General features: G+C 59.8%; 24 protein-coding genes. 16 read left to right on the forward strand and 8 right to left on the reverse strand.

All coding sequences use genetic code 11. The features are described from left to right. Positions 1 to 118: 118 nt before the first annotated feature. From G6L97_RS21245 to G6L97_RS21285, 9 genes are all read left to right on the forward strand, one after another. The gene (locus G6L97_RS21245) at positions 119 to 1141 is read left to right on the forward strand and encodes a LacI family DNA-binding transcriptional regulator (protein ID WP_174003675.1); all 1023 of its coding nucleotides are present in this window, start codon (positions 119 to 121) and stop codon (positions 1139 to 1141) included. Positions 1142 to 1244: 103 nt separating this feature from the next. Further along, complete coding sequence (gene xylB / locus G6L97_RS21250) at positions 1245 to 2699, forward strand: xylulokinase (RefSeq protein ID WP_174003865.1); 1455 nt, start codon at positions 1245 to 1247, stop codon at positions 2697 to 2699. Between the two features lie 240 nt (positions 2700 to 2939). After that, positions 2940 to 4250 carry a xylose isomerase gene (gene xylA / locus G6L97_RS21255; protein ID WP_174003677.1) on the forward strand — a complete coding sequence of 437 codons (1311 nt, stop codon included), beginning with the start codon at positions 2940 to 2942 and terminating at the stop codon, positions 4248 to 4250. A 770-nt stretch (positions 4251 to 5020) separates the two neighbouring features. Then, positions 5021 to 6400, forward strand: coding sequence for a GH1 family beta-glucosidase (locus G6L97_RS21260; protein WP_025595048.1), 1380 nt, complete (start codon positions 5021 to 5023; stop codon positions 6398 to 6400). A gap of 285 nt (positions 6401 to 6685) precedes the next feature. Then, positions 6686 to 7315: an NAD(P)H-dependent oxidoreductase gene (locus G6L97_RS21265; protein WP_025595047.1), complete on the forward strand. Its 630-nt coding sequence runs from the start codon at positions 6686 to 6688 to the stop codon at positions 7313 to 7315. A 295-nt stretch (positions 7316 to 7610) separates the two neighbouring features. Beyond that, complete coding sequence (locus G6L97_RS21270) at positions 7611 to 8711, forward strand: methionine ABC transporter ATP-binding protein (protein ID WP_174003679.1); 1101 nt, start codon at positions 7611 to 7613, stop codon at positions 8709 to 8711. Beyond that, positions 8701 to 9369, forward strand: a complete 669-nt coding sequence (locus G6L97_RS21275; RefSeq protein WP_003516230.1) for a methionine ABC transporter permease — start codon at positions 8701 to 8703, stop codon at positions 9367 to 9369. Before G6L97_RS21270 ends, G6L97_RS21275 begins: the two co-directional genes overlap by 11 nt. Before the next feature lie 53 nt (positions 9370 to 9422). Then, the gene (locus G6L97_RS21280) at positions 9423 to 10202 is read left to right on the forward strand and encodes a MetQ/NlpA family ABC transporter substrate-binding protein (protein ID WP_003516232.1); all 780 of its coding nucleotides are present in this window, start codon (positions 9423 to 9425) and stop codon (positions 10200 to 10202) included. A 196-nt stretch (positions 10203 to 10398) separates the two neighbouring features. Continuing rightward, positions 10399 to 12648: a bifunctional diguanylate cyclase/phosphodiesterase gene (locus tag G6L97_RS21285; protein ID WP_003516234.1), complete on the forward strand. Its 2250-nt coding sequence runs from the start codon at positions 10399 to 10401 to the stop codon at positions 12646 to 12648. 110 nt (positions 12649 to 12758) lie between these two features. Here the strand turns inward: G6L97_RS21285 and trhO are convergent, their stop codons facing one another. The 3 genes from trhO to G6L97_RS21300 form a co-directional block, all read right to left on the reverse strand. Next, on the reverse strand, positions 12759 to 13715 hold the full coding sequence (gene trhO / locus G6L97_RS21290; RefSeq protein WP_060642667.1) for an oxygen-dependent tRNA uridine(34) hydroxylase TrhO: 957 nt from the start codon (positions 13713 to 13715) through the stop codon (positions 12759 to 12761). Positions 13716 to 13816: 101 nt separating this feature from the next. Next, positions 13817 to 14725 carry a CHAD domain-containing protein gene (locus tag G6L97_RS21295; RefSeq protein WP_060642666.1) on the reverse strand — a complete coding sequence of 303 codons (909 nt, stop codon included), beginning with the start codon at positions 14723 to 14725 and terminating at the stop codon, positions 13817 to 13819. Next, a complete protein-coding gene (locus tag G6L97_RS21300) occupies positions 14709 to 15197 on the reverse strand; it encodes a CYTH domain-containing protein (RefSeq protein WP_003516240.1) in 489 nt (162 codons plus the stop codon). Before G6L97_RS21300 ends, G6L97_RS21295 begins: the two co-directional genes overlap by 17 nt. A 171-nt stretch (positions 15198 to 15368) precedes the next feature. Here G6L97_RS21300 and G6L97_RS21305 point away from each other — a divergent pair, with 171 nt between their 5' ends. The 4 genes from G6L97_RS21305 (at position 15369) to G6L97_RS21320 (ending at position 17832) form a co-directional block, all read left to right on the forward strand. Beyond that, positions 15369 to 16007, forward strand: a complete 639-nt coding sequence (locus G6L97_RS21305; protein WP_003516242.1) for a 2-dehydro-3-deoxy-phosphogluconate aldolase — start codon at positions 15369 to 15371, stop codon at positions 16005 to 16007. A gap of 110 nt (positions 16008 to 16117) precedes the next feature. Beyond that, positions 16118 to 16813, forward strand: coding sequence for a tellurite resistance TerB family protein (locus G6L97_RS21310; RefSeq protein WP_003516244.1), 696 nt, complete (start codon positions 16118 to 16120; stop codon positions 16811 to 16813). Between the two features lie 100 nt (positions 16814 to 16913). Then, positions 16914 to 17606 carry a GNAT family N-acetyltransferase gene (locus G6L97_RS21315; protein ID WP_174003681.1) on the forward strand — a complete coding sequence of 231 codons (693 nt, stop codon included), beginning with the start codon at positions 16914 to 16916 and terminating at the stop codon, positions 17604 to 17606. Continuing rightward, positions 17593 to 17832 (forward strand): hypothetical protein, encoded by a 240-nt coding sequence (locus G6L97_RS21320; protein WP_003516247.1) that lies wholly within the window; start codon positions 17593 to 17595, stop codon positions 17830 to 17832. The genes G6L97_RS21315 and G6L97_RS21320 overlap by 14 nt, the downstream gene beginning before the upstream one ends. Here G6L97_RS21320 and G6L97_RS21325 read toward each other — a convergent pair. The 3 genes from G6L97_RS21325 to G6L97_RS21335 all read right to left on the reverse strand — a co-directional run bounded on the left by G6L97_RS21325 (position 17823) and on the right by G6L97_RS21335 (position 20801). After that, positions 17823 to 18884: a nickel/cobalt transporter gene (locus G6L97_RS21325; protein ID WP_174003683.1), complete on the reverse strand. Its 1062-nt coding sequence runs from the start codon at positions 18882 to 18884 to the stop codon at positions 17823 to 17825. The two genes, G6L97_RS21320 and G6L97_RS21325, sit on opposite strands and share 10 nt — an antisense overlap. After that, complete coding sequence (locus G6L97_RS21330) at positions 18878 to 19519, reverse strand: DUF1007 family protein (protein ID WP_174003685.1); 642 nt, start codon at positions 19517 to 19519, stop codon at positions 18878 to 18880. The genes G6L97_RS21325 and G6L97_RS21330 overlap by 7 nt, the downstream gene beginning before the upstream one ends. Before the next feature lie 103 nt (positions 19520 to 19622). Then, positions 19623 to 20801: a hypothetical protein gene (locus G6L97_RS21335; protein ID WP_112675342.1), complete on the reverse strand. Its 1179-nt coding sequence runs from the start codon at positions 20799 to 20801 to the stop codon at positions 19623 to 19625. Between the two features lie 270 nt (positions 20802 to 21071). Between G6L97_RS21335 and G6L97_RS21340 the strand changes: the two genes are divergently transcribed. The 3 genes from G6L97_RS21340 (at position 21072) to G6L97_RS21350 (ending at position 23863) form a co-directional block, all read left to right on the forward strand. Further along, positions 21072 to 21359, forward strand: coding sequence for a hypothetical protein (locus G6L97_RS21340; RefSeq protein ID WP_004430950.1), 288 nt, complete (start codon positions 21072 to 21074; stop codon positions 21357 to 21359). A gap of 484 nt (positions 21360 to 21843) precedes the next feature. Beyond that, positions 21844 to 22491 carry an outer membrane protein gene (locus G6L97_RS21345; protein WP_004430952.1) on the forward strand — a complete coding sequence of 216 codons (648 nt, stop codon included), beginning with the start codon at positions 21844 to 21846 and terminating at the stop codon, positions 22489 to 22491. A 190-nt stretch (positions 22492 to 22681) separates the two neighbouring features. After that, positions 22682 to 23863 carry an MFS transporter gene (locus G6L97_RS21350; RefSeq protein WP_013762339.1) on the forward strand — a complete coding sequence of 394 codons (1182 nt, stop codon included), beginning with the start codon at positions 22682 to 22684 and terminating at the stop codon, positions 23861 to 23863. 216 nt (positions 23864 to 24079) lie between these two features. Here the strand turns inward: G6L97_RS21350 and G6L97_RS21355 are convergent, their stop codons facing one another. Both G6L97_RS21355 and G6L97_RS21360 read right to left on the reverse strand, forming a co-directional pair. Beyond that, positions 24080 to 25072 carry a WD40 repeat domain-containing protein gene (locus G6L97_RS21355; RefSeq protein WP_013762340.1) on the reverse strand — a complete coding sequence of 331 codons (993 nt, stop codon included), beginning with the start codon at positions 25070 to 25072 and terminating at the stop codon, positions 24080 to 24082. A 244-nt stretch (positions 25073 to 25316) separates the two neighbouring features. After that, complete coding sequence (locus tag G6L97_RS21360; protein WP_004430957.1) at positions 25317 to 26441, reverse strand: CobW family GTP-binding protein; 1125 nt, start codon at positions 26439 to 26441, stop codon at positions 25317 to 25319. Positions 26442 to 26476 lie beyond the last annotated feature (35 nt).

Genomic DNA, 26476 nt, shown 5'->3' on the forward strand with positions numbered 1-26476 from the left:
TAGTTCAAAGGTAGAAATAAAGTGAAATCATCGTCTTGCTGAAAATGTGAGGTACGTACATCATTTTTCGGTTTACGACGGCGGCAAAGCTGGATATTCAAATGGCACGGGAGGAAACATGAAGCCGACAGTTCACGATATCGCCGAGCGGGCGGGTGTCAGCCTTTCCACCATCGACCGGGTGCTGAACATGCGCCCCGGCGTTCACGCCGCTACTCGAGCGCGGGTAGAGGCGGCGATTGCCGAGCTTGGTTATGTGCGCGATATCGCTGCCGCCAATTTGGCCAAGGGTCGCAATTATTCGCTGGTCTTCATCCTTCCCGGCAACGACAATTCCTTCATGGCGACGCTGCGAGCCGAAGTTCGTGCCGCAGCCGCCCGCGCCCATCTGGAGCGCACGGCGATCCGCGTTATCGAGGTGCCGCCTTTCAATGCCGCGGCACTGACGGAGGCGCTGGAAGTCGCGCGGCGGGAAAAGCCGTCGGGCGTCGCCTTCGTCGCCACCGATTCTGAGGATGTTGCCGAAGCCGCGGACCGGCTGGCTGAAGATGGTATCGCCACCGTCACGCTGGTTTCCGATCTCTCCGGTTCGCGCCGCGACCATTATGCCGGCGTCGACAACGTTGCGGCCGGGCGCACGGCGGCTAGCCTCATGGGGCGCTTCCTGTCCGGGCGCGGCGGCGATATTGCGGTCGTTGCCGGCTCCATGCTGGTGCGCGACCATCGCGAACGCCTAGACGGCTTCCGCTCCGTCATCGAAAGCGAATTTCCGGACTTGCGACTATTGCCGGTCCTCGAAGGTCGGGACGATCCCGTCACCGTCGAGGCGCTGGTCGCCAAGGCGCTTGCGAGCGACGCGCTGTCCGGCATCTACAGTCTCGGCGCCGGTAATCGCGGCCTCATCCGGGCGCTCAGGGCGTCATCGGGCGAAAGGTCGCCATCCGTCATCGCCCATGAGCTCACCGAAAACACGGCCAATGCGCTGCGGGAAGGCGTGCTCGATGCCGTGCTCAATCAGGATGCAGGTCATGAGGTGCGCAGCGCCATTCGCGTGTTGAAAGCGCGCGCGGATGGTCTCGCTGTCATCGCCGCGCAGGAGCGTATCCGTATCGACATATTCCTCAGGGACAATCTGCCCTGAGGAGAGCATTTCCAGGAAAAGTGGCCGCCGGTTTTCCGTCCGGAAATGCGGTGACCCTTAAAACCGCTGAAGTGGCGCAAGGAGCGCCGGAATGGAGAATTACATGTATCTCGGTCTCGATCTTGGAACATCCGGTGTCAAAGCCCTGCTGATGGACGGCGATCAGAAGATCGTCGGCTCGGCCAACGGCTCGCTGGAGGTCTCGCGTCCGCATCACGGCTGGTCGGAACAGGACCCGGCGGACTGGATTGTCGCCACGAAAACCGCAGTCGAAGGTCTGAAGCAGAAGTTTGCGAAGGAACTCGCTGCCGTGAAAGGTATTGGCCTTTCCGGCCAGATGCATGGCGCGACGCTGATAGACGCGAGCGGCAATGTGCTGCGGCCGTGCATTCTGTGGAACGACACGCGCTCCTATGCCGAGGCTGCCGAACTCGATGCCGATCCGCGCTTCCGCAAGATCACCGGCAACATCGTATTCCCAGGCTTTACCGCACCGAAACTGGCTTGGGTGGCGAAGAACGAACCTGAAATCTTCGCGAAGGTGGCCAAGGTACTGCTGCCGAAGGATTACCTGCGACTGTGGCTGACCGGTGAATATATCTCGGAAATGTCGGATTCCGCCGGCACATCGTGGCTGGATACCGGTGCGCGCAAATGGTCTGCCGATCTTCTGGCGGCGACCGGCCTTGAAGAAAAACACATGCCGTCGCTGGTTGAAGGCACCGAGGAGGCAGGTGTGCTGCGTGCCGAGCTCGCCTCGCAATGGGGCATTGCGGGCAAGGCCGTTGTGGCCGGCGGTGCGGGTGACAATGCCGCTTCCGCCTGCGGCATGGGCACGGTGAAAGAGGGCCACGCGTTCGTTTCGCTCGGCACTTCTGGCGTGTTGTTTGCCGCCAACGCCTCCTATCTGCCGAAGCCGGAAAGCGCCGTACACGCGTTCTGCCACGCGCTTCCCAACACATGGCACCAGATGGGCGTCATCCTGTCCGCTACCGATGCACTCAACTGGTATTCGCGCCTCACCGGCAAGTCCGCAGCCGAACTGACGGGTGAACTGGGCGACGAGCTTCTGGCGCCGAGCGGCGTCACTTTCGCACCCTATCTTTCCGGCGAGCGCACGCCGCATAACGATGCCGCCATTCGCGGCTCTTTCATTGGCCTTTCGCATGAAAGTGACCGCAGGGCGCTGACGCAGGCCGTGCTGGAAGGCGTGACTTTCGCCATCCGTGACAATCTCGAAGCGCTGAAGTCGGCCGGCACCTCCATTTCCCGCGTCACCGCCATCGGCGGCGGTTCGCGCTCGGCCTATTGGCTGGCCTCGATCGCGACTTCGCTCGGTGTGCCCGTGGATATTCCGGCCGAGGGCGATTTCGGCGCCGCTTTCGGCGCCGCCCGACTCGGTCTCATCGCTGCAACAGGTGCAGATCCGGTTGCAGTCTGCACGCAGCCGGAAACGGCGCGGACGATCGAGCCGGTGGTGGCGCTTGGCGATGCTTATGAGGAGGCTTACCAGCGGTATCACGCGCTTTATCCCGCCATTCGGTCGCTTTCGCATTGAGGTTTTGCGTGCGCCGTTCACCCCTCTCTGCCCTGCCGTGCATCTCCCCCACAATGGGGGAGATCGACAAGCGGCTAGGTCACGTCCTCCTGTGAGGTCGCGATCGAAGCGGTTGAGCGCAACTTGCTGATCTCCCTCCTGTGGGGGAGATGTCCGGCAGGACAGAGGGGGGTAAGCGGCCCGCGCAGACCTCGAATTTTTGAACACTACCTAAACCCACCCCAGAGGAGGAACCATCCAATGAGCACAGGCTTCTTCGGCGATATCGCCAAGATCAAATATGAAGGCCCCGACAGCACCAACCCGCTCGCCTTCCGCCACTACAACCCCGACGAGATCGTTGCCGGAAAGCGTATGGAAGATCACCTGCGCTTTGCCGTGGCTTACTGGCACACCTTCACCTGGCCGGGCGGCGACCCATTCGGTGGGCAGACGTTCCAGCGTCCGTGGTTTGAAGACACCATGCAGGCCGCCAAGCTGAAGGCCGATGTCGCCTTTGAATTCTTCTCGCTGCTCGGTTCGCCGTTCTATTGCTTCCACGACGCCGATGTGCGCCCGGAAGGCAGGAACTTTGCCGAAAGCACCAGGAACCTCAACGAGATCGTCGACTACTTCGCGCAGAAGCAGGCTGATACCGGCGTAAAGCTTCTGTGGGGCACGGCGAACCTGTTCTCCAACCGCCGCTTCATGTCGGGTGCCGCGACCAATCCGGACCCGGATGTCTTCGCATTCTCGGCTGCGACGGTGAAGACCTGCATGGATGCCACCAAGAAGCTCGGCGGCGCCAATTACGTGCTATGGGGCGGTCGTGAAGGTTACGAAACGCTGCTCAACACCGATCTTTCGCGCGAGCTGGACCAGCTCGGCCGCTTCCTCAATCTGGTTGTGGAATACAAATACAAGATCGGTTTCGAAGGCACGATCCTGATCGAGCCAAAGCCGCAGGAGCCGACCAAGCACCAGTACGACTACGACGTCGCAACCGTTTATGCGTTCCTGCAGAAGAACGGTCTCGAAAAGGAAGTGAAGGTCAATATCGAGCAGGGTCACGCCATCCTCGCCGGCCATTCCTTCGAACACGAACTGGCCATGGCCAATGCCTTCGGCATTTTCGGCTCGATCGACATGAACCGCAACGATTACCAGTCTGGCTGGGATACCGACCAGTTCCCCAACAACGTACCTGAAATGGCGCTAGCCTATTACCACGTGCTGGCCGGCGGCGGCTTCACCAATGGCGGCACCAACTTCGATTCCAAGCTGCGTCGCCAGTCGCTTGATCCGCAGGACCTGCTGATCGGCCATATCGGTGGCATGGATTGCTGCGCCCGCGGTCTGAAGGCGGCGGCGAAGATGATCGAGGACGGCGCGCTGTCGAAGCCGCTTTCGGAGCGTTACGCGAAGTGGGACGCACCTGAAGCCCAGAAGATGTTGCGCGGCGAGCTGAAGCTCGAAGAAATCGCAACGCTGGTCGAGCGCCAGGATATCAACCCCGAGCCGAAGTCCGGTCGTCAGGAATATCTGGAGAACGTCGTCAATCGTTACGTTTGACGGGCTGGTACGTTCACAAACAAAGGACGGGGGAGCATCCCCCGTCTAGAGGCTGGTTAAAGCCGCAAAACCTCTCCTCCGTCATCCTCGCGACATTCCCGAGGATGACGTCGTATCTGTGGTGTACGGCCCCCGTGCGGTCTCCGGGCCTGATGCTGCAGATAACATTCCATAAAGTGAGACTAAGAAGGTTGCGATAGCCGAATTAGGGGGCATGCTCGCCGTCTGCTGCCAAAGGCGAGAACAATTCCGCGCCACCCCTCCTTTCTTTCCAGTCACTTACCGCAAAACCTTTCCCCGCATGTCCCCACCCGTCCGTTTTGCAGCATCATTCCCCTGCAACCGGAACGGAAGGGCGATACGCGCGGCGCCTTTCGCGGACCGGCTGCCGGCATCGACAAGCGTGGTTCTGGCAAACCGCGTTCCGGAAAGGCGTCCCGCAATTGCCAGCAGCGGGAAGGGCCGATCCGGTAGGTGTCGTGAAAAGTCTGTCACCGATCGACCGGCATTCCGGTCAAACAAGGCGCGGCCCGGCAGATGCAAGACTTTCCACCACACTCAACTCCCATCCGCATTTGCCGGGCTGTCGTTTCTCCCGCCGCCGGGAAACCGTTGCGGCGACTTTCGTGTACCTAAAGCGCTTTGGATATCTTAACCGCGCTGCTGAAACGTTGCAGATTTTGCGTGCCTGCGGCTGTACCTCATTGCTGACTTGGTCTAAACCGCTCTCCATCTTTTGACGCTCGATGGATGACGAAAGGGCCTATCCGATGACCGATCACAAAGCGCTCGCAGCCCGTTTCCCCGGCGATTTCCTGTTCGGCGTGGCGACCGCCTCCTTCCAGATCGAGGGTGCCACCAAGGTTGACGGCCGCAAGCCATCCATCTGGGATGCCTTCTGCAACATGCCGGGACATGTCTTCGGGCGCCACAATGGCGACGTTGCCTGCGATCACTATAATCGCTGGGAGGATGATCTCGATCTCATAAAGGAAATGGGTGTCGAGGCCTATCGTTTCTCCATTGCCTGGCCGCGCATCATTCCCGATGGATTCGGCCCGATCAACGAGAAGGGGCTGGATTTCTACGACCGCCTCGTCGATGGCTGCAAGGCGCGCGGCATCAAGACCTATGCGACGCTTTACCATTGGGACCTGCCGCTGACACTGATGGGCGACGGCGGCTGGGCCTCGCGTTCCACCGCCCATGCCTTCCAGCGTTACGCCAAGACCGTCATGGCACGGCTGGGCGACCGGCTGGATGCGGTGGCGACCTTCAATGAGCCCTGGTGTGCGGTCTGGCTCAGCCATCTCTATGGCATTCATGCGCCGGGCGAGCGCAACATGGAAGCAGCCCTTGCGGCCATGCACCACATCAACCTTGCCCATGGTTTCGGCGTCGAGGCGTCCCGCCATGTTGCGCCCAAGGTGCCGGTCGGACTGGTGCTGAACGCCCATTCCGTCATCCCGGCCTCCAATAGCGACGCCGACCTGAAGGCAGCTGAACGGGCATTCCAGTTCCACAACGGCGCGTTTTTCGATCCGGTCTTCAAGGGCGAATATCCGGCCGAAATGATGGAGGCCCTGGGCAGCCGCATGCCGGTGGTGGAGGCGGAAGACCTGTCCATCATCAGCCAGAAGCTCGACTGGTGGGGCCTGAATTATTATACACCGATGCGCGTTGCCGACGACGCCACCGAAGGTGCGGAATTCCCTGCCACCAAACCAGCCCCGGCCGTCAGCGATGTCAAAACCGATATCGGCTGGGAAGTCTATGCGCCGGCGCTGCATTCCCTGGTGGAGACGCTCTACGAGCGCTACGAGCTGCCCGATTGCTACATCACCGAAAATGGCGCCTGCTACAATATGGGCGTCGAAAACGGCGAGGTGGATGATCAACCCCGTCTTGACTATTACGCCGAACATCTTGGTATCGTTGCTGATCTGGTGAAGGACGGTTACCCCATGCGGGGTTACTTCGCCTGGAGCCTGATGGACAATTTCGAATGGGCGGAAGGGTACCGCATGCGCTTTGGCCTTGTGCACGTGGATTACGAAACGCAGGTTCGTACGTTGAAGAACAGCGGCAAATGGTACAGCGCGCTGGCATCGGGTTTTCCGAAGGGGAACCACGGTGTGATGAAGGGGTGAGGCTTTCTCCCTCATTCCTGTGACAAGCACAGGGATGAGGGTGGAAAGGCTGGCTCGTGTGTGAACTTTACCTGCCGTATTCCTCACCAGGAAAGCACACGATCGCTCTCCCCAATAAAGTTCTTCCACCTTACTATCAGTTTTCCAAACTTTTTTGCCAGTTACCCGGCGGTGCCTGCTTGCGCCTGCCATCCTGTCTCCTATGTCAGGCAGGCTACGCAGACGTAGCGCCTGCTGCTGCCTCATCCGGAGCGGTGCGGGCTGGTCCTCCCAGGGAAAACGAACATGCTTATCGAAAAACTCAACTGGCGTTATGCCACCAAGAAAATGGATCCTTCCAAGACTGTTGCGGAAGACAAGGTCGAGCGCATCGTCGAAGCCGCCCGGCTGGCGCCGACTTCCAGCGGGTTGCAGCCGTTCGAAGTCATCGTCGTTTCCGATCCGGAAGTTCGCGCAAAGATCCGCGAGATCGCCTGGAACCAGGCGCAGGTGACTGAAGGCTCGCATCTTCTGGTGTTTGCGGCGTGGGATAACTACACGCAAGAGCGGATCAACCATATGTTCGATCTGGTCAACGAAGAGCGTGGCGTCAAGAACGAGGGCTGGGAAGCGTATCGTCAGAAGCTTCTCTCCTCCTATCCGCAGCGTGATGAGCAGGTGAATTTCGAACACGCAGCCCGTCAGGCCTATATTGGTTTCGGCATGGCGGTGGCGCAGGCTGCTTTCGAGGGTGTGGATTCCACACCGATGGAAGGTTTCGATCCGGCCAAGCTGGATGAAATCCTCGGCCTGCGTGAAAAGGGCCTGCGCTCCGTCACCATCCTGCCGCTCGGATACCGCGAGCCGGAAGGCGACTGGCTGGTGAACCTGAAGAAGGTCCGCCGCCCGCTTGAGGAATTCGTCAGCCGCGTCTGATTTCCACGCACTCGCGAAGTCTTGACTGCCGCAGGGCCGCACAGACGGCTTTGCGGTAGATTTTTTCTCTGATTTCAGATAATTGAAAAATCATCCCTGTTAAAAGATGGCGCCTGCGGGCAAGTATGCGCCATCGAATTGCCGATCCCCGGCATTTCTGAGTGAAAGCCTGACGAAATGACCCGGAAAATCAGCTGTCATCGAATGTGCCGGAAGGCTGCATGAAGAGAGCGGTTCAGCACCGCAACAGGATTTTTTGAGACCCGATCCGTCAAGAGTTTTCGCAGAGTTCCCAATGAGTTTTTCATCCAACGCGACATCGCTCGCGCGCGCACCGCAGACTGCCAAGGACGCGATGGTAACGTTTGAAGGCGTGACCAAGACCTTTGGCGGCAGCGATGGCAAGCCGGGCTTCGCAGCCCTCGCCGGCATTGACTATGTCGTGCCGAAGGGTTCCATCACCGGCATAATCGGCCGCTCTGGTGCCGGCAAATCCACCCTCATCCGCCTCGCCAACGGCCTTGAAAAACCGTCGTCCGGCCGGGTGGTCGTCGACAGCGTCGATGTTGCCGCCCTTGATGAGAAGAGTCTGAGGACCCTTCGCCGTTCCGTCGGCATGATCTTCCAGCACTTCAATCTTCTGTCGTCGCGCACCGCTTTCGACAATGTGGCGCTGCCGCTAGAAATTGCCGGTCTCGGTAAAAAAGAGATCGAAACGCGGGTAACGCCGCTGCTCGAACTCGTCGGCCTTTCCGACAAGGCGAAGCGTTATCCGGCGGAACTGTCGGGTGGGCAGAAGCAGCGTGTCGGCATCGCCCGAGCGCTTGCGACGCAACCCAAGCTGCTGTTGTCGGACGAGGCGACGTCCGCGCTCGATCCGGAGACGACCCAGTCCATCCTTGAACTCCTGAAGCGCATCAATGCCGAACTTGGGCTGACAGTGCTGCTCATCACCCACGAGATGGAGGTGGTGAAGACCATCGCCTCGCAGGTCGCCGTCATCGACAGGGGCCTGATCGTGGAGGAGGGGCGCACCTTCGATATTTTCACCGCGCCGAAACACGAGACGACCCGCAGCCTGCTGTCGTCCTCGGTCGGGGTTAAGCTGCCGCACTGGGTTACATCAGGGTTGAAGCCGGAAGCCGAGGAGGGTGACCGCGTTCTCGTGCGGCTGGTGTTCTTCGGCGAAACGGCATTCCAGCCGCTGACCGCGCGTCTTGTTGCGGAAATCGGTCCTGACGTGAACATCCTTGCCGGCACCATCGAGGAAATTTCCGGCGAACCATTCGGCTCGCTGGTTGTGTCCTATCCGGCCACGGCGGAAACCACCGCCCGCGCCGGCCGCTTTTATACTGAGACCGGTCTTCACACGGAGGCGCTCGGTTATGTCGCCTGATATGCTTTTCAACCTTCTGTCGAAGGGTCTTCTGCAGACGCTGCACATGGTCGCGGTCGCCGGCATCGTCGGCTCCATCATCGGCGTGCCGATGGGCGTTTTCCTTGCCACCAGCGGCAAAGGCGAACTCTTCCCCGCGCCGATGACGAACCGCATCCTCGGCCTTGTCGTCAATGCGGCGCGCTCCACGCCCTTCATCATTCTGGTGGTGGCGATCATTCCCTTCACGCGGCTGGTCGCTGGCACTTCCATCGGCACCAGTGCGGCCATCGTGCCGCTGACGGTTGCCACCGTGCCTTTCATCGCGCGGCTGGTGGAAGCGGCGATCCGCGAAGTCGACAAGGGCCTGATCGAAGCGGCCCGCGCCATGGGCGCAACACCGTTGCAGATCGTCACCAAGGTCCTGCTTGCGGAAGCAAAGCCGGGCATCACGCTGGCGCTTACCCTCACGCTCGTCAGCCTCATCGGTTATTCGGCCATGGTCGGTGCTGTCGGCGGCGGCGGGCTGGGTGATCTCGGCATTCGCTACGGCTACCAGCGCTTCATGCCTGACGTGATGCTGGTCGTGGTGCTGGTGCTGATCGTGCTCGTGCAACTCGTGCAGAGCGCCGGCGACCGGCTTGCCCGCAGCTTCGACAAGCGCACCCGCAAGAACTGATAAAACCGTTCAAGAACAACAAACCCAAGAACAACAAACCCAAGGAGACATCCATGAAGAAAATCATCCTCGCGGCTTCGCTCGCCGCTCTCTTTACCGCCGGTCAGGCGCTGGCCGAAACCATCAAGATTGGTGTTACACCTGCCGAGCACGCGCAGATCATGGAACAGGTCAAGAAGATCGCCGCCGCCAAGGGACTGGACATCGATATCGTCGAGTTCTCCGACTACGTCGTGCCGAACCAGGCACTGGCAGACGGTGAGCTTCAGGCCAACTCCTTCCAGCACCAGCCTTACCTCGACAACCAGATCGCTGACCGCAAGTTCGATCTCGTCAGCGTCGGCACCACCATCACCACCCCGATGGGCGTTTATTCGAAGAAGGTGAAGAGCCTTGACGAGCTGAAGGACGGCGCGACGGTCGGTATTCCGAACGACCCGACCAATGGCGGCCGTGCGCTTCTCGTTCTCGCTTCCAAGGGTGTGCTCAAGGTCAAGGAAGAAGCCGGTCTGAAGGTAACGCCTGCCGACATCACCGAAAACCCGAAGAACATCCAGATCGTCGAACTTGACGCTGCGCAGTTGCCGCGCTCGCTGGATGACACCGACGCGTCGGTCATCAACACCAATTATGCCACGGCAGCAGGCCTGAACCCCAAGAAGGACGCCATCGCCATCGAAAGCGAAAAGTCCCCTTACGCAAACGTCATCGCCGTTCGTGCGCAGGACAAGGACAAGCCGTGGGTGAAGACGCTGGTGGAATCCTACCACAGCCCGGAAGTGAAGGCCTTCATTCTGGAGAAGTTCAACGGCACGGTCATTCCATCCTGGTAATCAGGCCTGACACGATTGAAGTTGCAGCCTCTCCCGTTCGCGGGGGAGGTTTTTTGTTTGCGGGGCGAACGCATCCGCGGTTTTTATGAAAATCCCCCACCATTGTGGGGAGAATTTTTCTCTTTTTCACCCCTACTGTCGTTTTATACCCGTTGTTTTTTGTGGCGTCGCCACAATCCAACTTAACGGCTTTTGAATGTTTCCTTCGCAAGATGATGCTTTCGAAGGGGATTTTATGCGGATTGCGCCGCGAAACATTGGGGAATATTTGCCGGTCGGGCGTAGAACCGCCGTCGGCGTCGTATTGTCCACATTTGCGCTGGTGCTTCTCATTGTCACCGCGCTGGTCTTGTCTGCTCTGAGCCAGGTCAGGGAAAGGGCGAACTCGCTCGACAATGCCCGCTCGCGCGAGACAACGGCGGGCGCCCTTGTCACCTTCCGCGACCAGCTTGGCGCGACGCTGAACGACTACGCCGCCTGGGACGATGCTGCCGACTATGTCTACGCCCCCGACAGGTTCGACTGGGTGGCGAGCAATTATGGCGAGATGACGGTCAACAGCGATCTTTTCGATACCGCCGTCGTCCTCGACGAAGACGGCAAGGTCCGCATGGCCTACCAGAACGGCAAGCCGGTTGCCTGGAAGCCCCATGACTATTTCGCAGAAGGCCTCAAGGAGATGATCGAACGGGTGCGCTCCATGCGTCCCGGCATCGCGTCGCAGGTCACCGGTTTCGTGAAAACCCGCGACGGCGTCGCGGCTACGGGGGTCGCGCTGGTGCGGCTCAAATCCGGGGTCTTGCCTCCGGTTGGATCCGAGCGGCGATATCTGATTTTCGCCCGTCATCTCAAACAGGCGACGGTAGACAAGCTGGCCCGCAATTACGTCATCGATGGTCTGCAACTGCAATATGGCGACGGACCGGCGACCAACCATGTGGATGTCGTCAATCCGCTTGGTGATGTGCTGGCGCGGCTCGTCTGGCGCTCCCAGCTGCCGGGGGACGTGAGCTTCCATGAGGCCCGGCCGGTCGTCTTCACGGCACTCGGCATTGCCGGAACGTTCTTTCTCGTACTTCTCATCATCGGTTCGGCGACGCTCGACCGGCTGAAGGCCGACGAGGCGGCGGCGAGGGAAGAGGCGCTGCGCGATCGTCTGAGCGGGCTCAGCAACCGCGCCGGGCTGTTTTCCAAGCTGAACCGCATGGTGGGCAAGGCCCGCCACGACAAGACCGATATCAAGCTGCTTTACCTCGATCTTGATGGTTTCAAGGAGATCAACGATTCCTACGGTCACGCTGCCGGCGATCGGCTGATCAAGGGCGTTGCGGCGGCGCTCAGGGTGCTTGTGCCGGAAGATGCCGTGCTCGCGCGGCTCGGCGGCGACGAATTCGCCATCGCCATTCAGGGCAACGACGTGTGGTCGGAAGGCCGCAAGCTCTGCCAGGCGCTGCTCGAACTGTTCACCGAGCCGTTCAGCATCGGCGAGCGGGTGGCGAGCATCGGTTGCAGCATCGGCACTTCCGTCTCCAGAGCCGGTGATATCAACGGTGAGGAACTGCTGCGCCGCGCCGACATGGCCATGTATCAGGCCAAGGAAAACGGGCGTGGGCGTTATGTCGCCTACGAGCTGAAAATGGATGCGCTGCGCGAGGAAAAGCTGCAGCTTGAGGCCGATCTGCGTTATGCCATCCTGAATGACGAGATATCGGTGGTCTACCAGCCGGTCGTCAATGCCGCCACGCGCAGTATCACCGGGGTGGAGGCGCTTGCCCGCTGGCAAAGGCCGGGATACGGCTTCGTGCCCCCGGATATCTTCATCGCCGCTGCCGAAACCAGTGGCCTTATCGAGCGGCTCGGCCTGCTGGTGCTGCGCAAGGCCTGCGAGACGGCAGGTCAATGGCCCTCCATCAAGCTCTCGGTGAATATTTCACCCGTTCAGTTCCGCAATCCGGCCTTTTCCGGCAACGTGGCGGATATTCTCGCTGCCACGCAGACGCCAACCGCAAGGCTGCGGCTGGAAATGACCGAGGGCTATTTCATCCAGAATCCGGAGCGGGCAAGTGCGGCAATCGACAAGCTGAAACAGCTTGGCCTGCATATAGCGCTCGACGATTTCGGAGCCGGTTTCGCCAGCGTCGGATATCTGCGCCGCTTCGGTTTCGACCGCATGAAGATCGACCGGTCGCTGGTCATGGCCCTGGAACAGGGCGGGCGGTCGCTGGAAATGTTGCAGGCAACCGTGGCGCTTGCGAAATCTCTCGATATTCCGGTCACGGCGGAGGGCGTCGAGACAGAAGAACAGGCGGCTATCCTGCATCTGTGTGGCTGTGACGAATTGCAGGGCTACCTGTTCTCAAAACCCGTCGCCGCTGAAGAGATTACCGCCATGCTGGAGGAGCAGACGGCGCCGCTGTTTGCGCTTCGGGCAGGGGCAAAAGGGTGATCCACACTCCGTCACTCCGGACCTCATCCCGGGCCCAGAGCGATCAAGTCGTTAATCGCGTAAGAGCCTTTTCACCGTGAAGACGTGCCGTGGCTGGCCGCCGATCCGCTTTAGCGCCCCAGATGGCGCTCGCCGCGCTTCTTTGCCAGTTCGATCTGCAGCTGCCGGTCGCGGAACCGCTGGCGGTCCTCTTCTGTCCGGTCGTCGTAACAGCTAGGGCAGGACACACCTTCCTCGAACAACGGGGATTGGCGCACCTGCGATGTGATCGGGTTGCGGCAGGCGTGGCAAAGCTTGTGATCGCCTTCGGCAAGACCGTGGACGACGGAGACGCGCTCGTCAAACACGAAGCAGGCGCCTTCCCACAGGCTCTCTTCTTCCGGCACCTCTTCCAGATATTTCAGGATGCCGCCCTTGAGGTGATAGACCTCATCGAACCCCTGTTCCTTCATGAAGGCGGTCGCCTTTTCGCAGCGGATGCCGCCGGTACAATACATGGCGATCTTCGGCTTGTTGTGCAGGCCGGGATTGTTCTTTACCCAGTCGGGAAACTCGCGGAAGGTCTTGGTCTTCGGGTCCACCGCGCCCTTGAAGAGACCGATCGCGGTCTCGTAGTCGTTGCGGGTGTCGATGACGATGGTGTCCGGGTCGGAGATCAGCGAGTTCCAGTCGCGCGGATCGACATAGGTGCCGACAATGCGGTTGGGATCGATATCCGGCACGCCCATGGTGACGATCTCTTTCTTGAGCTTCACCTTCATGCGCACGAAGGGCATGTTCGATGCCCGGCTTTCCTTATGTTCCAGCGCCGTAAATTCCGGCTGCGCACGCAGGAAGGCAAGTATGGCGCGCACACCCGCATCGGGCCCGGCAATGGTGCCATTGATGCCTTCCGCCGCCAGAAGCAGCGTGCCCTTGACGCCGTTTTCCCGGCAAAGCTGAAACAGCTCGTCGCGCAGGCTTTCAAACCGCGGCAGGCGGGCGAAATGATAAAGCGCAGCCACAAGAAAATCGCCAGTGGGGTGAGGGGCGGCTTCCGGGCGGGGGAGAATGGTGGTGTCGGTCATGGGCGCTGAAATACAGCGGCGGCGGCCGCAAATCAATATTTATCCGCCGCTGCCGGTATTTTGAAAATCGTCAAATTCTCAGTCTCTTCGGGCTTTCCGGTCTACTTCGCCGCCCGCCGCCATAAAAGGCCGACGATGCGGCTCTCGGTTCTGGCGGATTCGGAGAAGACTTCGTTTGCCAGCTCAAGACCATCTCCGCGCAGCGCCTGCTGCCTCTGAATGATTGCATCGAGAAGCAGAGCCAGTCGCTCGCCATTGCCGAAACGCTCCGGTTCCTGGTCCGCAAAGGCTGCAAGGACCGAAAGATCGTGCTCGTGGCCAAGGATGTCGACCAGCCGCTTGGTGTCGGCCCGCTTGGCGCGCATGGCCGATGGCCAGAGGCGGCGCAGGAGGCCGAGATGCATCCAGTAGGCCTGGCCCGCCTTACGTAATTCGTGGAAATGTTCGACGTCGGCCTGCTCATGGCAGTCGGCAAGTGCTTTACGCGCCCTCTTCCTCTGCTTCGCCCACCCGGTCTTCACCAGCCTTGTCACATCCTTAAGCTCGTCCGGCAGCGACACTGCCTTCAGCTTCTTGCGTGCTTCCTCGCAGCCGGCGATGGCGGCCGCAATGGCCTCGTCGAGACCTGCCTCATGTTCGATGGCGTGGTCACGGCGCTTGCGCAGGACTGTCGCGATCGATCGCAGCGCCTTTCCTTGCGTCGTGGAGGCCGCGAAGGTCTCGAGATACTCCACCGTCTCCACGAGCGCCGTCGCTTCCCGCGCAAAAGCGAGCGAGCGGGCGATGTCGCGAAAGCGGGCGTTTTCCTCTTTGCTGAAATCGGGTGCTGCCCTGGCGACGAGGCGGTAGAGGGCGCGCAGCCGCTTGAACCGCTTGCGGGCATCGTGCACCGCCTCATGGCGCCCGGAAGGCTGGTCGCGAAGGCTGATTATCGCCTCTTCGATGAGTTCCAGTCCCGCGCGGCGGATTTCATCGTCGAACGGTTTGTTCGGGTCAATCCTGAAGGGCATCCGCCAAGTCTCCGTGGGGACAGTCCATGGCGAGCGACTGGTTGGAGAAGCGACGGTCGCCCGTTACCTCCTTGCCAAGCCAGGAGGGCAGATCGGGGTTGGCGTTCTCGTCGTCCATCTCTACCTCCGCCACGATCAGCCCCTTGTATTTACCCTCGAAAACATCGACTTCCCAAGTGAATCCACCGTGATCAACCGTGTGGCGCATCTTCTCGATCACCACGCCGGGGGCGCTGGCCATCAATTCTTCCGCGTCATTCAGTGGAATGGAATATTCATATTCATCACGGACGAGCGAACTCGCGCCGATCTTGATGGTCAGTGTCGCGTCAAGCCCGTTGACGATCCTGACCCGGACCGAACGATTTTCCAGCGAGGCGACATATGCCTGCCGGAAAGCCATGCTACGCGTCACTTCATTACGCCATTCATCGCCTGCAACCAGAAACTTCCGCTCGATTTCCTTGGCCATGCTGTCTCCGTAAACCGGTGCGCCAGATTATCGCATGAAGACGTCATAAAGAAGCGAATAGATTGAAGTATCTGGATAAAAATGGTCTTGCCATGCCTCGACATCAAGGCCGGGGCAGGCTAATCGATAAACCGGATTTCAATCGTTTCAATCGCGCAAGGGAGGCTTATCTTGGCCCAGGACTCCGAAAAACTGCTCTCCATCCTCAAGCTGCAGCCGGTCGTGCCGGTGCTGATCGTGGATGATGCTGCCTCCGCCGTGCCGCTCGCGCGCGCTCTGGTCGCAGGTGGCCTGAAGGCAATCGAGATCACCATGCGCACGCCGGCGGCACTCGATGCCATCCGTGCGGTTGCGGCGGAAGTGGAGGGCGCCCATGTCGGCGCCGGCACCATCCTCAACGCCAAAGATTTCGAGGCGGCCGCCGAAGCCGGTTCCACCTTCATCGTCAGCCCAGGCATCAACAAAAGCGTGCTGGAAGCTGCGCGCGCCTCCAACGTGCCGCTTCTTCCTGGGGCCGCCACGGCAAGCGAAGTCATGGCGCTGCGCGACGAAGGCTACAAGGTGCTGAAGTTCTTCCCGGCGGAACAGGCCGGTGGCGCGCCATACCTCAAGGCACTGTCCTCGCCGCTCGCCGGCACGGTGTTCTGCCCGACCGGCAGCGTCTCGCTGAAGAATGCCAATGACTATCTTTCCCTGCCGAACGTCGTCTGTGTCGGCGGTTCCTGGGTTGCTCCGCGCGAACTGGTGGCAACGGCTGACTGGGCCGGCATCACCAGGCTCGCCGCCGAAGCCGCAGCACTGCGCGGCTGATCTACTACTTCTTCAAGCCCGTTCACGAAGGCGTGAGCGGGTTTGTCATTTGTATTCGTGCCATGGCTCCCTATCTTCCCGTGTAGACTTTACCCTCACAGGAGATTTTGATGTTCGACGCCAAGAAGCTTCTTGAACAATTCCTCGGCTCACAGGTGCCGGGCCTTTCGGGAAGCGTCCGTGACAGAGCCGGGCAGGCCGCCGATATCGCCAAGAACAATCCGATGAAGGCCGGTGCGCTTGCCGCCGCCATTCTAGGCACCAAGACCGGCCGCAAGCTCGCCGGCAATGTCGCCACCATCGGCGGCGTAGCGGCCATCGCCGGTCTCGGTTATCTCGCCTACAAGAATTACAAATCCGGGCAGGCGCCTGAAGTAGCTCCAAAACCCGAGCCGGAGCTTCTCGCCCCGCCCGCCGATTCCGCCTTCCATCCGCAGTCCCCCGCCCTTTCCAACGATTTTGCGCTGAAACTCATCCAGGCGATGATTGCCGCTGCCAAGGCAGACGGCCATATCGACGAAAAAGAGCGCGCCAACATCATGGATAAGGTGCAGGTGTCCGGCCTCGACACTGAAGCCGAGCGGTTCCTCGAAAAGGAACTGGCCGATCCGCTGGATATCGACGCACTGGTGGCTGCTGCCCGCACAGAGGAGCAGAAGGTGGAAATCTACACCGCCTCGCGTCTTGCCATAGAGGCCGATACGCGGGCTGAGCGCGGTTATCTCGATCTGCTTGCCGGGCGGTTGGGATTGCCCGATGCGCTGGTCGATCATATCGAGTCGACGGTGGTGGCGGCGAAGGTTTGAGGTTAGAACAGGGGGGTGAACCACGCCCCCCTGCCGTATATGCACTGTTGTCATCCAGCCCCGCTTGGCCTAATCCTTCTCCCAGACAACGGGGAAGAGAATGCGCGATCTGAGTGATTTTAAGGGATGTCCGGCGCCGCAGCCGGTGACGCTGAAGGGCCGTTATGTGACGGCGGAAACGTTTGATCGCGACAGGCATCTTGCAAGGCTCTGGACTGCGCTTGGTGGTGAGGGGGTCAATGCGCTTCTCAAATATTTCCCGCAAAGCGGCTTTGCCGATGCTGCAGCCTTTGGTGACTGGCTTGTCAACGCGGGTGATAAACTCAACTGGGTGACATTGGTTTTCGTTGAAAATGCCACCGGTGACGTCGTGGGAATGGCAAGCTACATGCGGCCCGATCCCGCCAATGGCGTGGTCGAGGTCGGTTCGGTTGCCCATGGCGCCAGGATGAAGCGCTCGCCGCTTTCGACCGAAGCGCATTATCTGATGGCGAAACACGTTTTCGAGGATCTGGGTTACCGCCGCTACGAGTGGAAATGCCATAATCAAAACGAACCCTCCAAGATCACGGCGAAGCGTTACGGCTTCACCTTCGAGGGTGTGTTCCGCCAGCACATGATCTCCAAGGGTGCCAACCGCGATACGGCGTGGTTTTCCATGATCGACGGCGAATGGCCGTTGATTGGCAAGGCGTTTGAAATCTGGCTTTCGCCGGAGAATTTCACGGCCGATGGCGCGCAGAAGCGCAAGCTTGAGGATATCCGCGCGGAGCTCGCCCATGACTACGCCTGAAAAGAAGGCTGGCTCTGGCCGTAAAGACTGGTCGCCGGGCCTTGCCGCCGCTGGCATCATCCTTGGTTTTGGGCTGGTGTTTTACGTGATGCCGAAAATCATGCTGTGGCTGGGGGATTATTCGCCCTTTCTTGCCGCGGCTTTTGGCTCGGTGGTGGTGCTGTGCTTTTTCCTGCTGTTCTGGCTGCGCGCCCGCTACCAGCGCCGCCGCGACAGTCAGAACTGAAGCGACGCACCAAGCAGCATAAGGCCCATCAAAAGCACGAACAGCGCACCGGTAATCTCGATCGCGTGGCTGATGCCCGCTGCCCTGCGGCTTCCGGGGCCGGCGAAGCGCACGGCAAGCCCCTTGGCCGAGACGGCCATGATGGCAAGCAGCGATACGGTGATGGCGGTACCCAGCGACATGGCAAGCACGGAAAGCACGCCGCCGAGAAAAATCCCGTTCAAGAGCGCAAAGCTCATGACGATGATGGCACCGGAGCATGGCCGCAGGCCAACTGCGATGATCGCCGACCACGCTTCGTGCAGGCTGAAATTCTTGCCTTTGAGAAGCAGCGGATCGGGCGCGTGCGATTTTCCGCAGGAGACGCAAAGATCACCTGTGCCGCTATGGGCGTGGTCCGCGAAAACCGGCTTGCCCTGAAACCTGAGGCCCGTGCCCATGCCCGTGGTTCTGACTGCTGTTGCTTCCCCCGCAACCGCGAAGGCTGCAACCGGTACGCGCCGGATGCGCAGCGACCAGAGCTTGCGTAGCAGAAGCCAGGCGCCGAACAGCGCCACCATGGCAAAGCTGGCGATCTCCATTGCCTGCGTGGCTTTCGTCATGGTGATGGAGGTGCCGCGCAGCACGAGCCAGGCTGCGACAACGAGGCCGATGGCCATTGCGCCCTGAATGAGTGCTGAAATGAAGGAAATGAGAATGCCGCGTTTCAGCTGCGTTTCATTGGCGATCATATAGGAAGAGATGACAGCCTTGCCGTGGCCAGGACCGGCGGCATGAAAGACCCCGTATGCAAAGGAGAGGCCAACCAGCGATGCCATCGCCCAATTGTCTTCGCGCATGGCTTTCAGGGCACCGGTCAGCGCCCGGTAGAACATCTGCTGGTGCACGTTGATCCATTGCATCAGCGGCGCGAACGGCCCGCCAGGGGCAAAGGACGGCTCGGCCGAGCCTATGCCGAGCGGCGATTGCGCATGGGCAGCACCTGCCACAGCCAGCACGCAGATCGCGACGATGGTCAGGTGTCCGCAAAGGCGCCCGTTTCGGCTCAGCATGTCACCTCCAGCCGGGTGGCGAAGAGTTTGGTCATGTCGGTGCCGGTCGGGTCGTTGAAGAAGGCGTCGGTGAGCGAACTCTGGTTTTGTGAGATCACCTCGTCCGGGTCGGGACGCACGACATGGTGCTTGCAGGCGGCGAGATCCTTGCCGACGGTCGCCAGATCGCCGTCTTTCGCAAAATCGATCGCCGTATACATGGTCGGGTCCCACGCGCCGAAGCTGAGCTTGCCCTTGATGGAAAGCGGCGTGTTTGGCTTGACGGAAAAGAACATCAGGATCTGCTTGTCCTTGTAGTCCACATGAATGGTGTCGGGCTTTGCGAAATCCACCTGTTTTCCGTTGGCGGTAATGAAGGTGTAATAGGAATATTCGCCGAGCGATTCACGCACGGTGTTGCCGATTTCGGCCAGCTCATTCTTGTCCAGCTTCAGGTCGCCGTTCTTGTCGTAATCCATCACCACGCTTGCCGAGAACATCTCGTCGAAACGCCAGATGTTGCGCACCTCCGGGATGGTACCGTTCGGCCCCTCGACGATTTCCATGCGCGCTTCGGCGAAAATATGCGGATGTGCCGCGGCGGCAACGGGAATGGAGGTCAGGCCAGCCGCAAGGAGCAAAAGTCGTCTGTTCATTATCCGGTCTGTCCTGCCTTCGAATCTCGGAGCTGGATTCTAGCAGAAATTGGGACCGAATTTCGACCTGATATGCGCTTTGGTGATGTGGCTGCCCTATGTTTCAGAAGGTGCCGGTGAAACGCGAGGTGACGCTCGATCCGCTATAGGACAGGTCGGTGTCGCGCTCGCCATGCAGAAGGCGGTTGAATTCCACCTCCAGCTTGCTGTTCTTGCCGGTGTCGAAGGACAGTGTGGCCACCAGCCTTCGTTCGCTGGTGTCGTAATTGTAATAGATCCAGTCCTTGTGGACACGCTGCAGCGCCAGGTCCAGCCCCACCTTGTCGGTGAGCTTGCCTTTAACCACGAACTGCCAACGGCGGTGGAACTCGGCAATGGGATCATCAGGGTCGAAAAGCGCGTAATCCTGGGAGAAGCCAGCACCGAAGGCGATGCGGTCGGTAGCCTTCACCTCGGCTTCGGCCCTGAGATAGGGCCGGGTGCGCTTCACCTTGTCGCTGATATCGTCGCCGGAAATGGTCGTCAGGCCCCCTTCGGCCAGAACGGCGAAGCGTTCGGAGAACTTGTAACCGTAGGCAAGTGATCCCCGCAACGTGCTGGCCGGAAAACGCTCGTATTTCTCCTGCTGGCTTTCCGGCACGACAATGCGGTCATAAGCAATTGTCAGTCCGGCCTCGCCGCCGGCCAGCGGGCGCACATGTTCGGCCTTGAGCGACAAGAGCGCTTCATTGGCCTCCAGGCGGGTGGGCTCGAAATAGGCCGGACGAAAACGCGCCCTGCCTTTCATCAGGCTGGCAAAACCCGCCGTCAGCGTGTTCTTTCCGCCAAGAGCAAGGATGCCGAGCTGTGTCGATGCCTCCAGCTTGTGGTCCAGTCGCCGGTAACCGATGTCTTCTTCCGGCAGATGCAGGAAGATATCGCCGGCATCGCTGCGTGTGCCACGCAGTTCCACGGCCCATTCCAGCCGCTCCGACAGACGCCTGGTCAGCCCCAGGCTGGCAATGGTGTTGTGTTCATTGGCAAAACGGTAACGGGGGAGGCGAACCTCCTCATGCTCGAGCGAATAACGCAGTTCCGTGCCATCAAGCACGAACTTTCCGTTAAGCCCGAAGCCCGCGCGCAGCGAAATCGCCTTCAGCCGGTTGGTATCGCCGAAGTAATTGGTGTCGTAGCCGATGCCGGTTTTATAGGTTATATTGTGATCATCGGCGTTTTCCCCCGCCTGCGCACCGCAGGTGCAGGCAAGCCCAAGAACAAGCGCGATGTATCCTCCCAGCCGCATTTGCATCTCCGGTCTCTAATTAAGCAATATCTTATATTTGGATGGTTAATAAAGTTTCAGGGGCGATATATTGTCGAGGCCGGAATTCATGGTGTATTCCACGGAAATTCCAGGAGAATAGACCGGCGCCAATCGCGTAAAACTTGATTAAAATCACCAGTATTAAAGTTAATTGTTTATTGTAATATTAGGCTTTGCTTGAATTAGAATCCTCTAAATATACAGTTCGACTACGCCATGGGGCGTGATCAAACATAAGAGGAGAGAGAAATGATTGCCAAATTTGCTTGCATAGCCGCTGTTCTTACTGTCGCTTCCGTTGGTCAAGCCAATGCCGGTGGTCTGCTGGGCGGTATCCTGTCCGGAAACAGTAACAAGGGCGGCGCACTCGTCGTCGTGTCGCCAAGCATCGATCTGGGTGTCAGCGGTATCCTGTCCAATAACGGGATTCTGAACGGCAACAAGACCGGTATCCTGAATGGCCTTCTCAACGGCAACAAGACTTCCGTCGATGTCATCGACAACAAGAACGATGGCGGCAAAAAGCGTCGCCACTAATGGTGCAGACCGAAAATCGACAGGGATTTTCGGCGTGAACGATGCGCGCAGGATATAAGCCGAAAGCTGTCCTCCAGCTACGTGTGTATGACACACGGTGCTTCCGGAAATAACAAACGGCGCATCGCATGACTGCAAGGGGGCCTTCGGGCTCCCTTTTTTTTGTGTGGCCGCCAATGACTGCACACACAAAACTGCGGGATGGCCACTACTCATGAGGGTTTTGTGACGCGATCGCTGTCGTCATATGTCGGGACTCACGGTTCGGGATCATCCGCGTGAGTTCTGATTTATATTTGATAAATATTGGCAATATTAACGGGAATACGTTCTGCAAGGGCCTTTTTGTCCGTGCCGTTTACTCGATTTTAACCACGATGTTCTTCAATCTAGGGGTGCGTCAACCCCGTCATTACGCTGCGTTTCTGGTCGCGAAAACTCGCATCACGCAGGTGCCGGGATGGTATTTTCAAGGAGCTATCGCATGTTGAAACAATCTCTTCTCGCCCTCGGCCTGCTCGGCATTCTTTCTGACGCATCCGTTGCCGCCGACGCCGTCGGCGATATTCCAGCGGCACCGGTCGTCAACGATGTTGCGCCTGCCTTTTCCTGGGACGGTGTTTATGTCGGTGCCTCCGCCGGTTATGGCTGGAACCGCGTGAAGTCGACCACTTTCGGTGTCACCACGAAGCATGAATTTGACGGCGGCCGTTTTTCCGGTTTCGCTGGTTATAACGCTGAAGTGGCCCCCTCCATCATTCTGGGTGTCGAGGGCGATCTCGGTTATGCCTGGGGCGACAAGACCATCGTCACCAGCGAGGTTTCCGCAGGCCTGAACGGCTCCGCGCGTCTGCGCGCCGGTTATGCGATCGACCGGGCGCTGATCTACACCGCTGCCGGCTACACCGCGACGGACAGCGAAGTGAAGGCGCCCTTCGGTGAGGACAGCAAGGTGCTGCACGGCTGGACGGTCGGCGCGGGTGTAGACTATGCCTTTACCAACAACCTGTTTGGACGCGTCGAATATCGTTACAACGACTTCGGCAAGGCAACCTACCATACCGGTCCGATCACTTCGACCGGCGATGTCAGCGAACATGTCGTCAAGGTTGGCCTTGGCGTGAAGTTCTGACGGTTTTTCCGTCTTCGACAAGGGGCGGCGCAAGCGCTGCGACGCCCCGGTGCTTAAGGAAACAGGGGTGGTGTGCTTCGTGAGGAACGAAAACACACATCGCCTTCCGCTCGGGCTTGAACAGCATACCCTTTTGGTGTGATGGTGGCATCAATCCACTTCCCGCTGCCGATCTCCAGTCGATTCTCCCATGCTACAGAAAAACACCTCGCCGGGCGTTTTTGATCGTCAGGCCTATATGATTGCCGTGCTGGTCTTCATCGCCGGCGGCACCAATGCGGCTGTTGTGCCATTTATCGGTTTTTACATCATACAGGTCCTTGGTCACCCGCCGGCCACGCTTGGTCTCTACAGCGTGACGGCAATGGTTGCTTCGATCATCGCCAGCCGCACTTATGGCGAACGTGTCGATGCCGGTGTGCGGGTGCGGCCATTGCTGCTGCTCTCTGTGTTTGGTGCTTTTATCGCAGCGGCGGCGGCGACCTCCGGGCATCTGGCATTGCTCGTGGCGGTGACGGCAACGGGAATGGGGCTTTCCAACGCCGCCAGTACCCTGATTTTCAGTTATGGTCGCTATTATGGCCGGGTAAAAGCACTGGATGCACCTGCCTATAACGCCTTTCTGCGGACAATGGTGTCGCTGGCATGGATGCTGCTTCCGGCCGCCGCCTATCTGATCCTCGATCTTGCCGGTGCGCAGGCCGTGTTCATGAATGCCATGCTGATGGCGGCCATCTGGGGCGGTCTTGCCCTTGCCTTCGTGCCGCGCGGCCAGACGTGCCCGATGGAACGACGGAAAGAGGGCGACAACGATACGCGGCGCAACCTGCCATTGTTGATGGCGGCAGCGGCCAGCTTCTGCATGTCTTTCGCCCACGCCCTGTGCGCCTCGGCCCTGCCGGTATTTCTGGTGCGCGAGGTGGGCCTGCCGGATTACGTGCCGGGCCTGTCGCTCAGCGTCAAATGCGCGATGGAGGTTCTGCTGATCCTGCTTGCGCCAAGGATCATGCGCCGGGTCAGCGCCCGCATCCTTCTTTGCATCTCTGCGGTGATGGCAATCGTCGCCTTCAACGTCATAGCCTCGGTCCAGACCCTTCCGGCCATGTTGTTCGGAGCAGCACTTGAAGGGGCCTATTACGGGCTTTGCGCCGGCACGTGCCTCACCTTCGTGCAGGGCTTTGCGCGCGGACGCACCGCGCGGGCGACCGCGCTCTACATGAATTCCATTTTCCTTGCCGGGTTGTTTGCGGTGCCGCTTATGGGGTTTGTGTCGCAATATGCAAGCTTCGGTACGTCGATCAGACTTGCTTCGGTTGGTGCAGGGGCAGCCCTGCTGCTGCTGTTCCTGACGCGGCGTCAGGTCAGCGAATAGCGAGACAACGCCGAGGTTTCTGGCGCTGACACCTATCAGCCCTCATCCCTGTGCTTGTCACAGGAATCCAGTCGATGCGCGTCTGCGTCCGAAAAGAGCCCCTTTCAGCCCAAGGACTTGGGCTGGCTAGATTCCCGTGACGAGCAGAGGAATGAGGGCGGATATTGAGCCGTATCGAGCCATCCGTCGAAACCGGACGTGCGCCTGTTGCTGTCCTTACGCCGAAATATCGACAATGCCGCAGTCGCCTGCCTCGGAGGCAAATGCGAGCAGTTTGCCGGTGGCGCTCCAGTCCATGCCGGTAATGGCGCCCTTGCCGGGGCGGCGAAGCAGGGCTTCCTTGCCATCCGCAAGCCGCACGCCAAGGATCATGCCGTCAATGAAGCCAATGGCCAGCACATCTTCCAGCGGGTGAAAAGCGACATTGGTAGCCATGATGTTGGCGCGGCTGCCGAGTTCTTCGGGTGCCTTGCCCATCGGGCCGTCCTTGCCAGAAAACGGCCAGACGATCGCGGCCGGGGCACCTGATGAGGCGAGCCACTTGCCCTTTGCCGACCACGAAACGGATTTCACCTTGGCGGGATAACCCGTCATGCGCATATGGCGGGCTTCCATGCCGCCCTTGGTGGCCTCCATCTTCCAGCCATGCAGGGCGTTTTCCTGCATGGTGGTGACGAGGAACTTACCGTCAGGCGAGAAGGTGACGCCGGTATGGGCACCTTTCCATTCCAGATCGACCGGATCGCCTGCACTCGCCACCCAATGCAGCGTCACGCCGTTATAGCGTGCAACGGCAATGCGCAGGCCCTTGGGCGCGAAGGCTATTGCCTCCACCGTGCGTTCTTCCTTGAATTCCTTGACCGTGCCGTCCGAGAGGCGCACGAAGCTGGACTTGCCGACACCATAAGCGACCGCCTTCTGCGGTCCGCCCGCAACGACGCCCACCCATTTGCGCGGCACATTGGCGATCTCGCTGAGGCTGCCATCATGGCCAATGCGCAGCACGCGCCCGTCCTCGCCGCCGGAAAGCAGCGTGGCGCTATAGGGATCGCGGATGCAGGTCAGCAGACCCTCATGCGCCTCAGTGACCTTCTCGCCGCCATCCAGCCGGTGAATGGTGCCGGCGGCGGTGGCAAACAGCGGAATGTCGCCGAGAAAATGGGTCGAGACCACGTGGCCTTCGATATCAAGCGGGGCAACAGTCGGCATGGGGCATCGGTCTTTCGTCTATGTGTTTGTCATTGATGGATTTCGGTCGCAGACCAGGTCGGGAAGACCCGTTGGTGCGGTTTCAACCCGTGGCGTCAAGGTCGGTCCTCGGGTCATACCCGGGGATCACTCGACCATCCATATGCTGGCCGCAATGGCTCCTCGGGTCAAGCCCGAGGATGACGTCGAAAGTGAGGAAGGGCACCGAAAACACCAAGGGTGACACGGTGCCCCGTCAAGGATGTCAAGCCGTGGCAAGGCAGGCGTTGAAGCTCTTTTCCAGCTTTTCGCGGTCGAGTTCGCGGCCGATGAAGACAAGGCGGCTTTCGCGCTTTTCGCCTTCCTTCCACGGGCGCTGGTGATCGCCCTCGATGATCATGTGCACGCCCTGCACCACGTAACGTTCCGCATCGCCCTTGAATGCGATGATGCCCTTGAGGCGCAGGATGTTCGGGCCGTCCGTCTGGGTGACCTTCTGGATCCACGGGAAGAAGCGCTCAGGGTTCATTTCGCCGCCGCGCAGCGACACCGACTGCACCGTTACGTCATGAATCGGGGAGGCGGCGCCATGGTGGTGGTGATCGTGGCCGTGGTCATGATCGTGGTGCGCGTGATCATGGTCGTGATGATGGTGGTCATGGCCGTGATCGTGCCCATGATCATGGTGGTGGTGGTCGCAATCAGGACCGCATGCGTGATCCTCGTGGCCGTGCTCGAGGAAATGCGGATCGTTTTCGAGCGCACGTTCCAGATTGAAGGCGCCCTGGTCGAGAACGCGGGCGAGATCGACGCCGGAACGGGTGGTCTTGTAGATGCGCGCAGAGGGATTGATGGCGCGCACGATATCCTCGATGCGGGCGACTTCTTCCGGCGAAACGAGATCGGTCTTGTTGACGATAACGACATCGGCAAAAGCGATCTGGTCTTCGGCTTCGCGGCTGTCCTTCAGGCGCAGCGGCAGGTGCTTGGCATCGACAAGTGCGACCACCGCGTCAAGCTCGGTCTTGGCGCGCACGTCGTCATCCATGAAGAAGGTCTGGGCGACCGGAACGGGATCGGCAAGGCCAGTGGTCTCGACAATGATGCCGTCGAATCGGCCGGGCCGGCGCATCAGGCCTTCGACCACGCGGATGAGGTCGCCGCGCACCGTGCAGCAGACGCAGCCATTGTTCATTTCGTAGATTTCTTCGTCGGATTCGACGATCAGATCGTTGTCGATGCCGATCTCGCCGAATTCGTTGACGATGACAGCGTATTTCTTACCGTGGTTCTCGGACAGGATACGGTTGAGAAGCGTCGTCTTGCCGGCGCCTAGATATCCCGTCAGGACGGTGACTGGAATGGGCTTGGCTGGTGCTGTTTCGGTCATGGAAACCTCGCGTGGAGAAAGGCCGGTTGAGGCCT

It is taken from the genome of Agrobacterium tumefaciens (assembly GCF_013318015.2).
Lineage (GTDB): Bacteria > Pseudomonadota > Alphaproteobacteria > Rhizobiales > Rhizobiaceae > Agrobacterium > Agrobacterium tumefaciens.

Excerpts from the sequence above, each read along its gene's own strand:
- G6L97_RS21245 (WP_174003675.1), top strand. The coding sequence starts at position 119 with ATGAAGCCGACAGTTCACGATATCGCCGAGCGGGCGGGTGTCAGCCTT.
- xylB (WP_174003865.1), top strand. The coding sequence starts at position 1,245 with ATGTATCTCGGTCTCGATCTTGGAACATCCGGTGTCAAAGCCCTGCTG.
- xylA (WP_174003677.1), top strand. The coding sequence starts at position 2,940 with ATGAGCACAGGCTTCTTCGGCGATATCGCCAAGATCAAATATGAAGGC.
- G6L97_RS21260 (WP_025595048.1), top strand. The coding sequence starts at position 5,021 with ATGACCGATCACAAAGCGCTCGCAGCCCGTTTCCCCGGCGATTTCCTG.
- G6L97_RS21265 (WP_025595047.1), top strand. The coding sequence starts at position 6,686 with ATGCTTATCGAAAAACTCAACTGGCGTTATGCCACCAAGAAAATGGAT.
- G6L97_RS21270 (WP_174003679.1), top strand. The coding sequence starts at position 7,611 with ATGAGTTTTTCATCCAACGCGACATCGCTCGCGCGCGCACCGCAGACT.
- G6L97_RS21275 (WP_003516230.1), top strand. The coding sequence starts at position 8,701 with ATGTCGCCTGATATGCTTTTCAACCTTCTGTCGAAGGGTCTTCTGCAG.
- G6L97_RS21280 (WP_003516232.1), top strand. The coding sequence starts at position 9,423 with ATGAAGAAAATCATCCTCGCGGCTTCGCTCGCCGCTCTCTTTACCGCC.
- G6L97_RS21285 (WP_003516234.1), top strand. The coding sequence starts at position 10,399 with ATGTTTCCTTCGCAAGATGATGCTTTCGAAGGGGATTTTATGCGGATT.
- trhO (WP_060642667.1), bottom strand. The coding sequence starts at position 13,715 with ATGACCGACACCACCATTCTCCCCCGCCCGGAAGCCGCCCCTCACCCC.
- G6L97_RS21295 (WP_060642666.1), bottom strand. The coding sequence starts at position 14,725 with ATGCCCTTCAGGATTGACCCGAACAAACCGTTCGACGATGAAATCCGC.
- G6L97_RS21300 (WP_003516240.1), bottom strand. The coding sequence starts at position 15,197 with ATGGCCAAGGAAATCGAGCGGAAGTTTCTGGTTGCAGGCGATGAATGG.
- G6L97_RS21310 (WP_003516244.1), top strand. The coding sequence starts at position 16,118 with ATGTTCGACGCCAAGAAGCTTCTTGAACAATTCCTCGGCTCACAGGTG.
- G6L97_RS21315 (WP_174003681.1), top strand. The coding sequence starts at position 16,914 with ATGCGCGATCTGAGTGATTTTAAGGGATGTCCGGCGCCGCAGCCGGTG.
- G6L97_RS21320 (WP_003516247.1), top strand. The coding sequence starts at position 17,593 with ATGACTACGCCTGAAAAGAAGGCTGGCTCTGGCCGTAAAGACTGGTCG.
- G6L97_RS21325 (WP_174003683.1), bottom strand. The coding sequence starts at position 18,884 with ATGCTGAGCCGAAACGGGCGCCTTTGCGGACACCTGACCATCGTCGCG.
- G6L97_RS21330 (WP_174003685.1), bottom strand. The coding sequence starts at position 19,519 with ATGAACAGACGACTTTTGCTCCTTGCGGCTGGCCTGACCTCCATTCCC.
- G6L97_RS21335 (WP_112675342.1), bottom strand. The coding sequence starts at position 20,801 with ATGCGGCTGGGAGGATACATCGCGCTTGTTCTTGGGCTTGCCTGCACC.
- G6L97_RS21340 (WP_004430950.1), top strand. The coding sequence starts at position 21,072 with ATGATTGCCAAATTTGCTTGCATAGCCGCTGTTCTTACTGTCGCTTCC.
- G6L97_RS21345 (WP_004430952.1), top strand. The coding sequence starts at position 21,844 with ATGTTGAAACAATCTCTTCTCGCCCTCGGCCTGCTCGGCATTCTTTCT.
- G6L97_RS21350 (WP_013762339.1), top strand. The coding sequence starts at position 22,682 with ATGCTACAGAAAAACACCTCGCCGGGCGTTTTTGATCGTCAGGCCTAT.
- G6L97_RS21355 (WP_013762340.1), bottom strand. The coding sequence starts at position 25,072 with ATGCCGACTGTTGCCCCGCTTGATATCGAAGGCCACGTGGTCTCGACC.
- G6L97_RS21360 (WP_004430957.1), bottom strand. The coding sequence starts at position 26,441 with ATGACCGAAACAGCACCAGCCAAGCCCATTCCAGTCACCGTCCTGACG.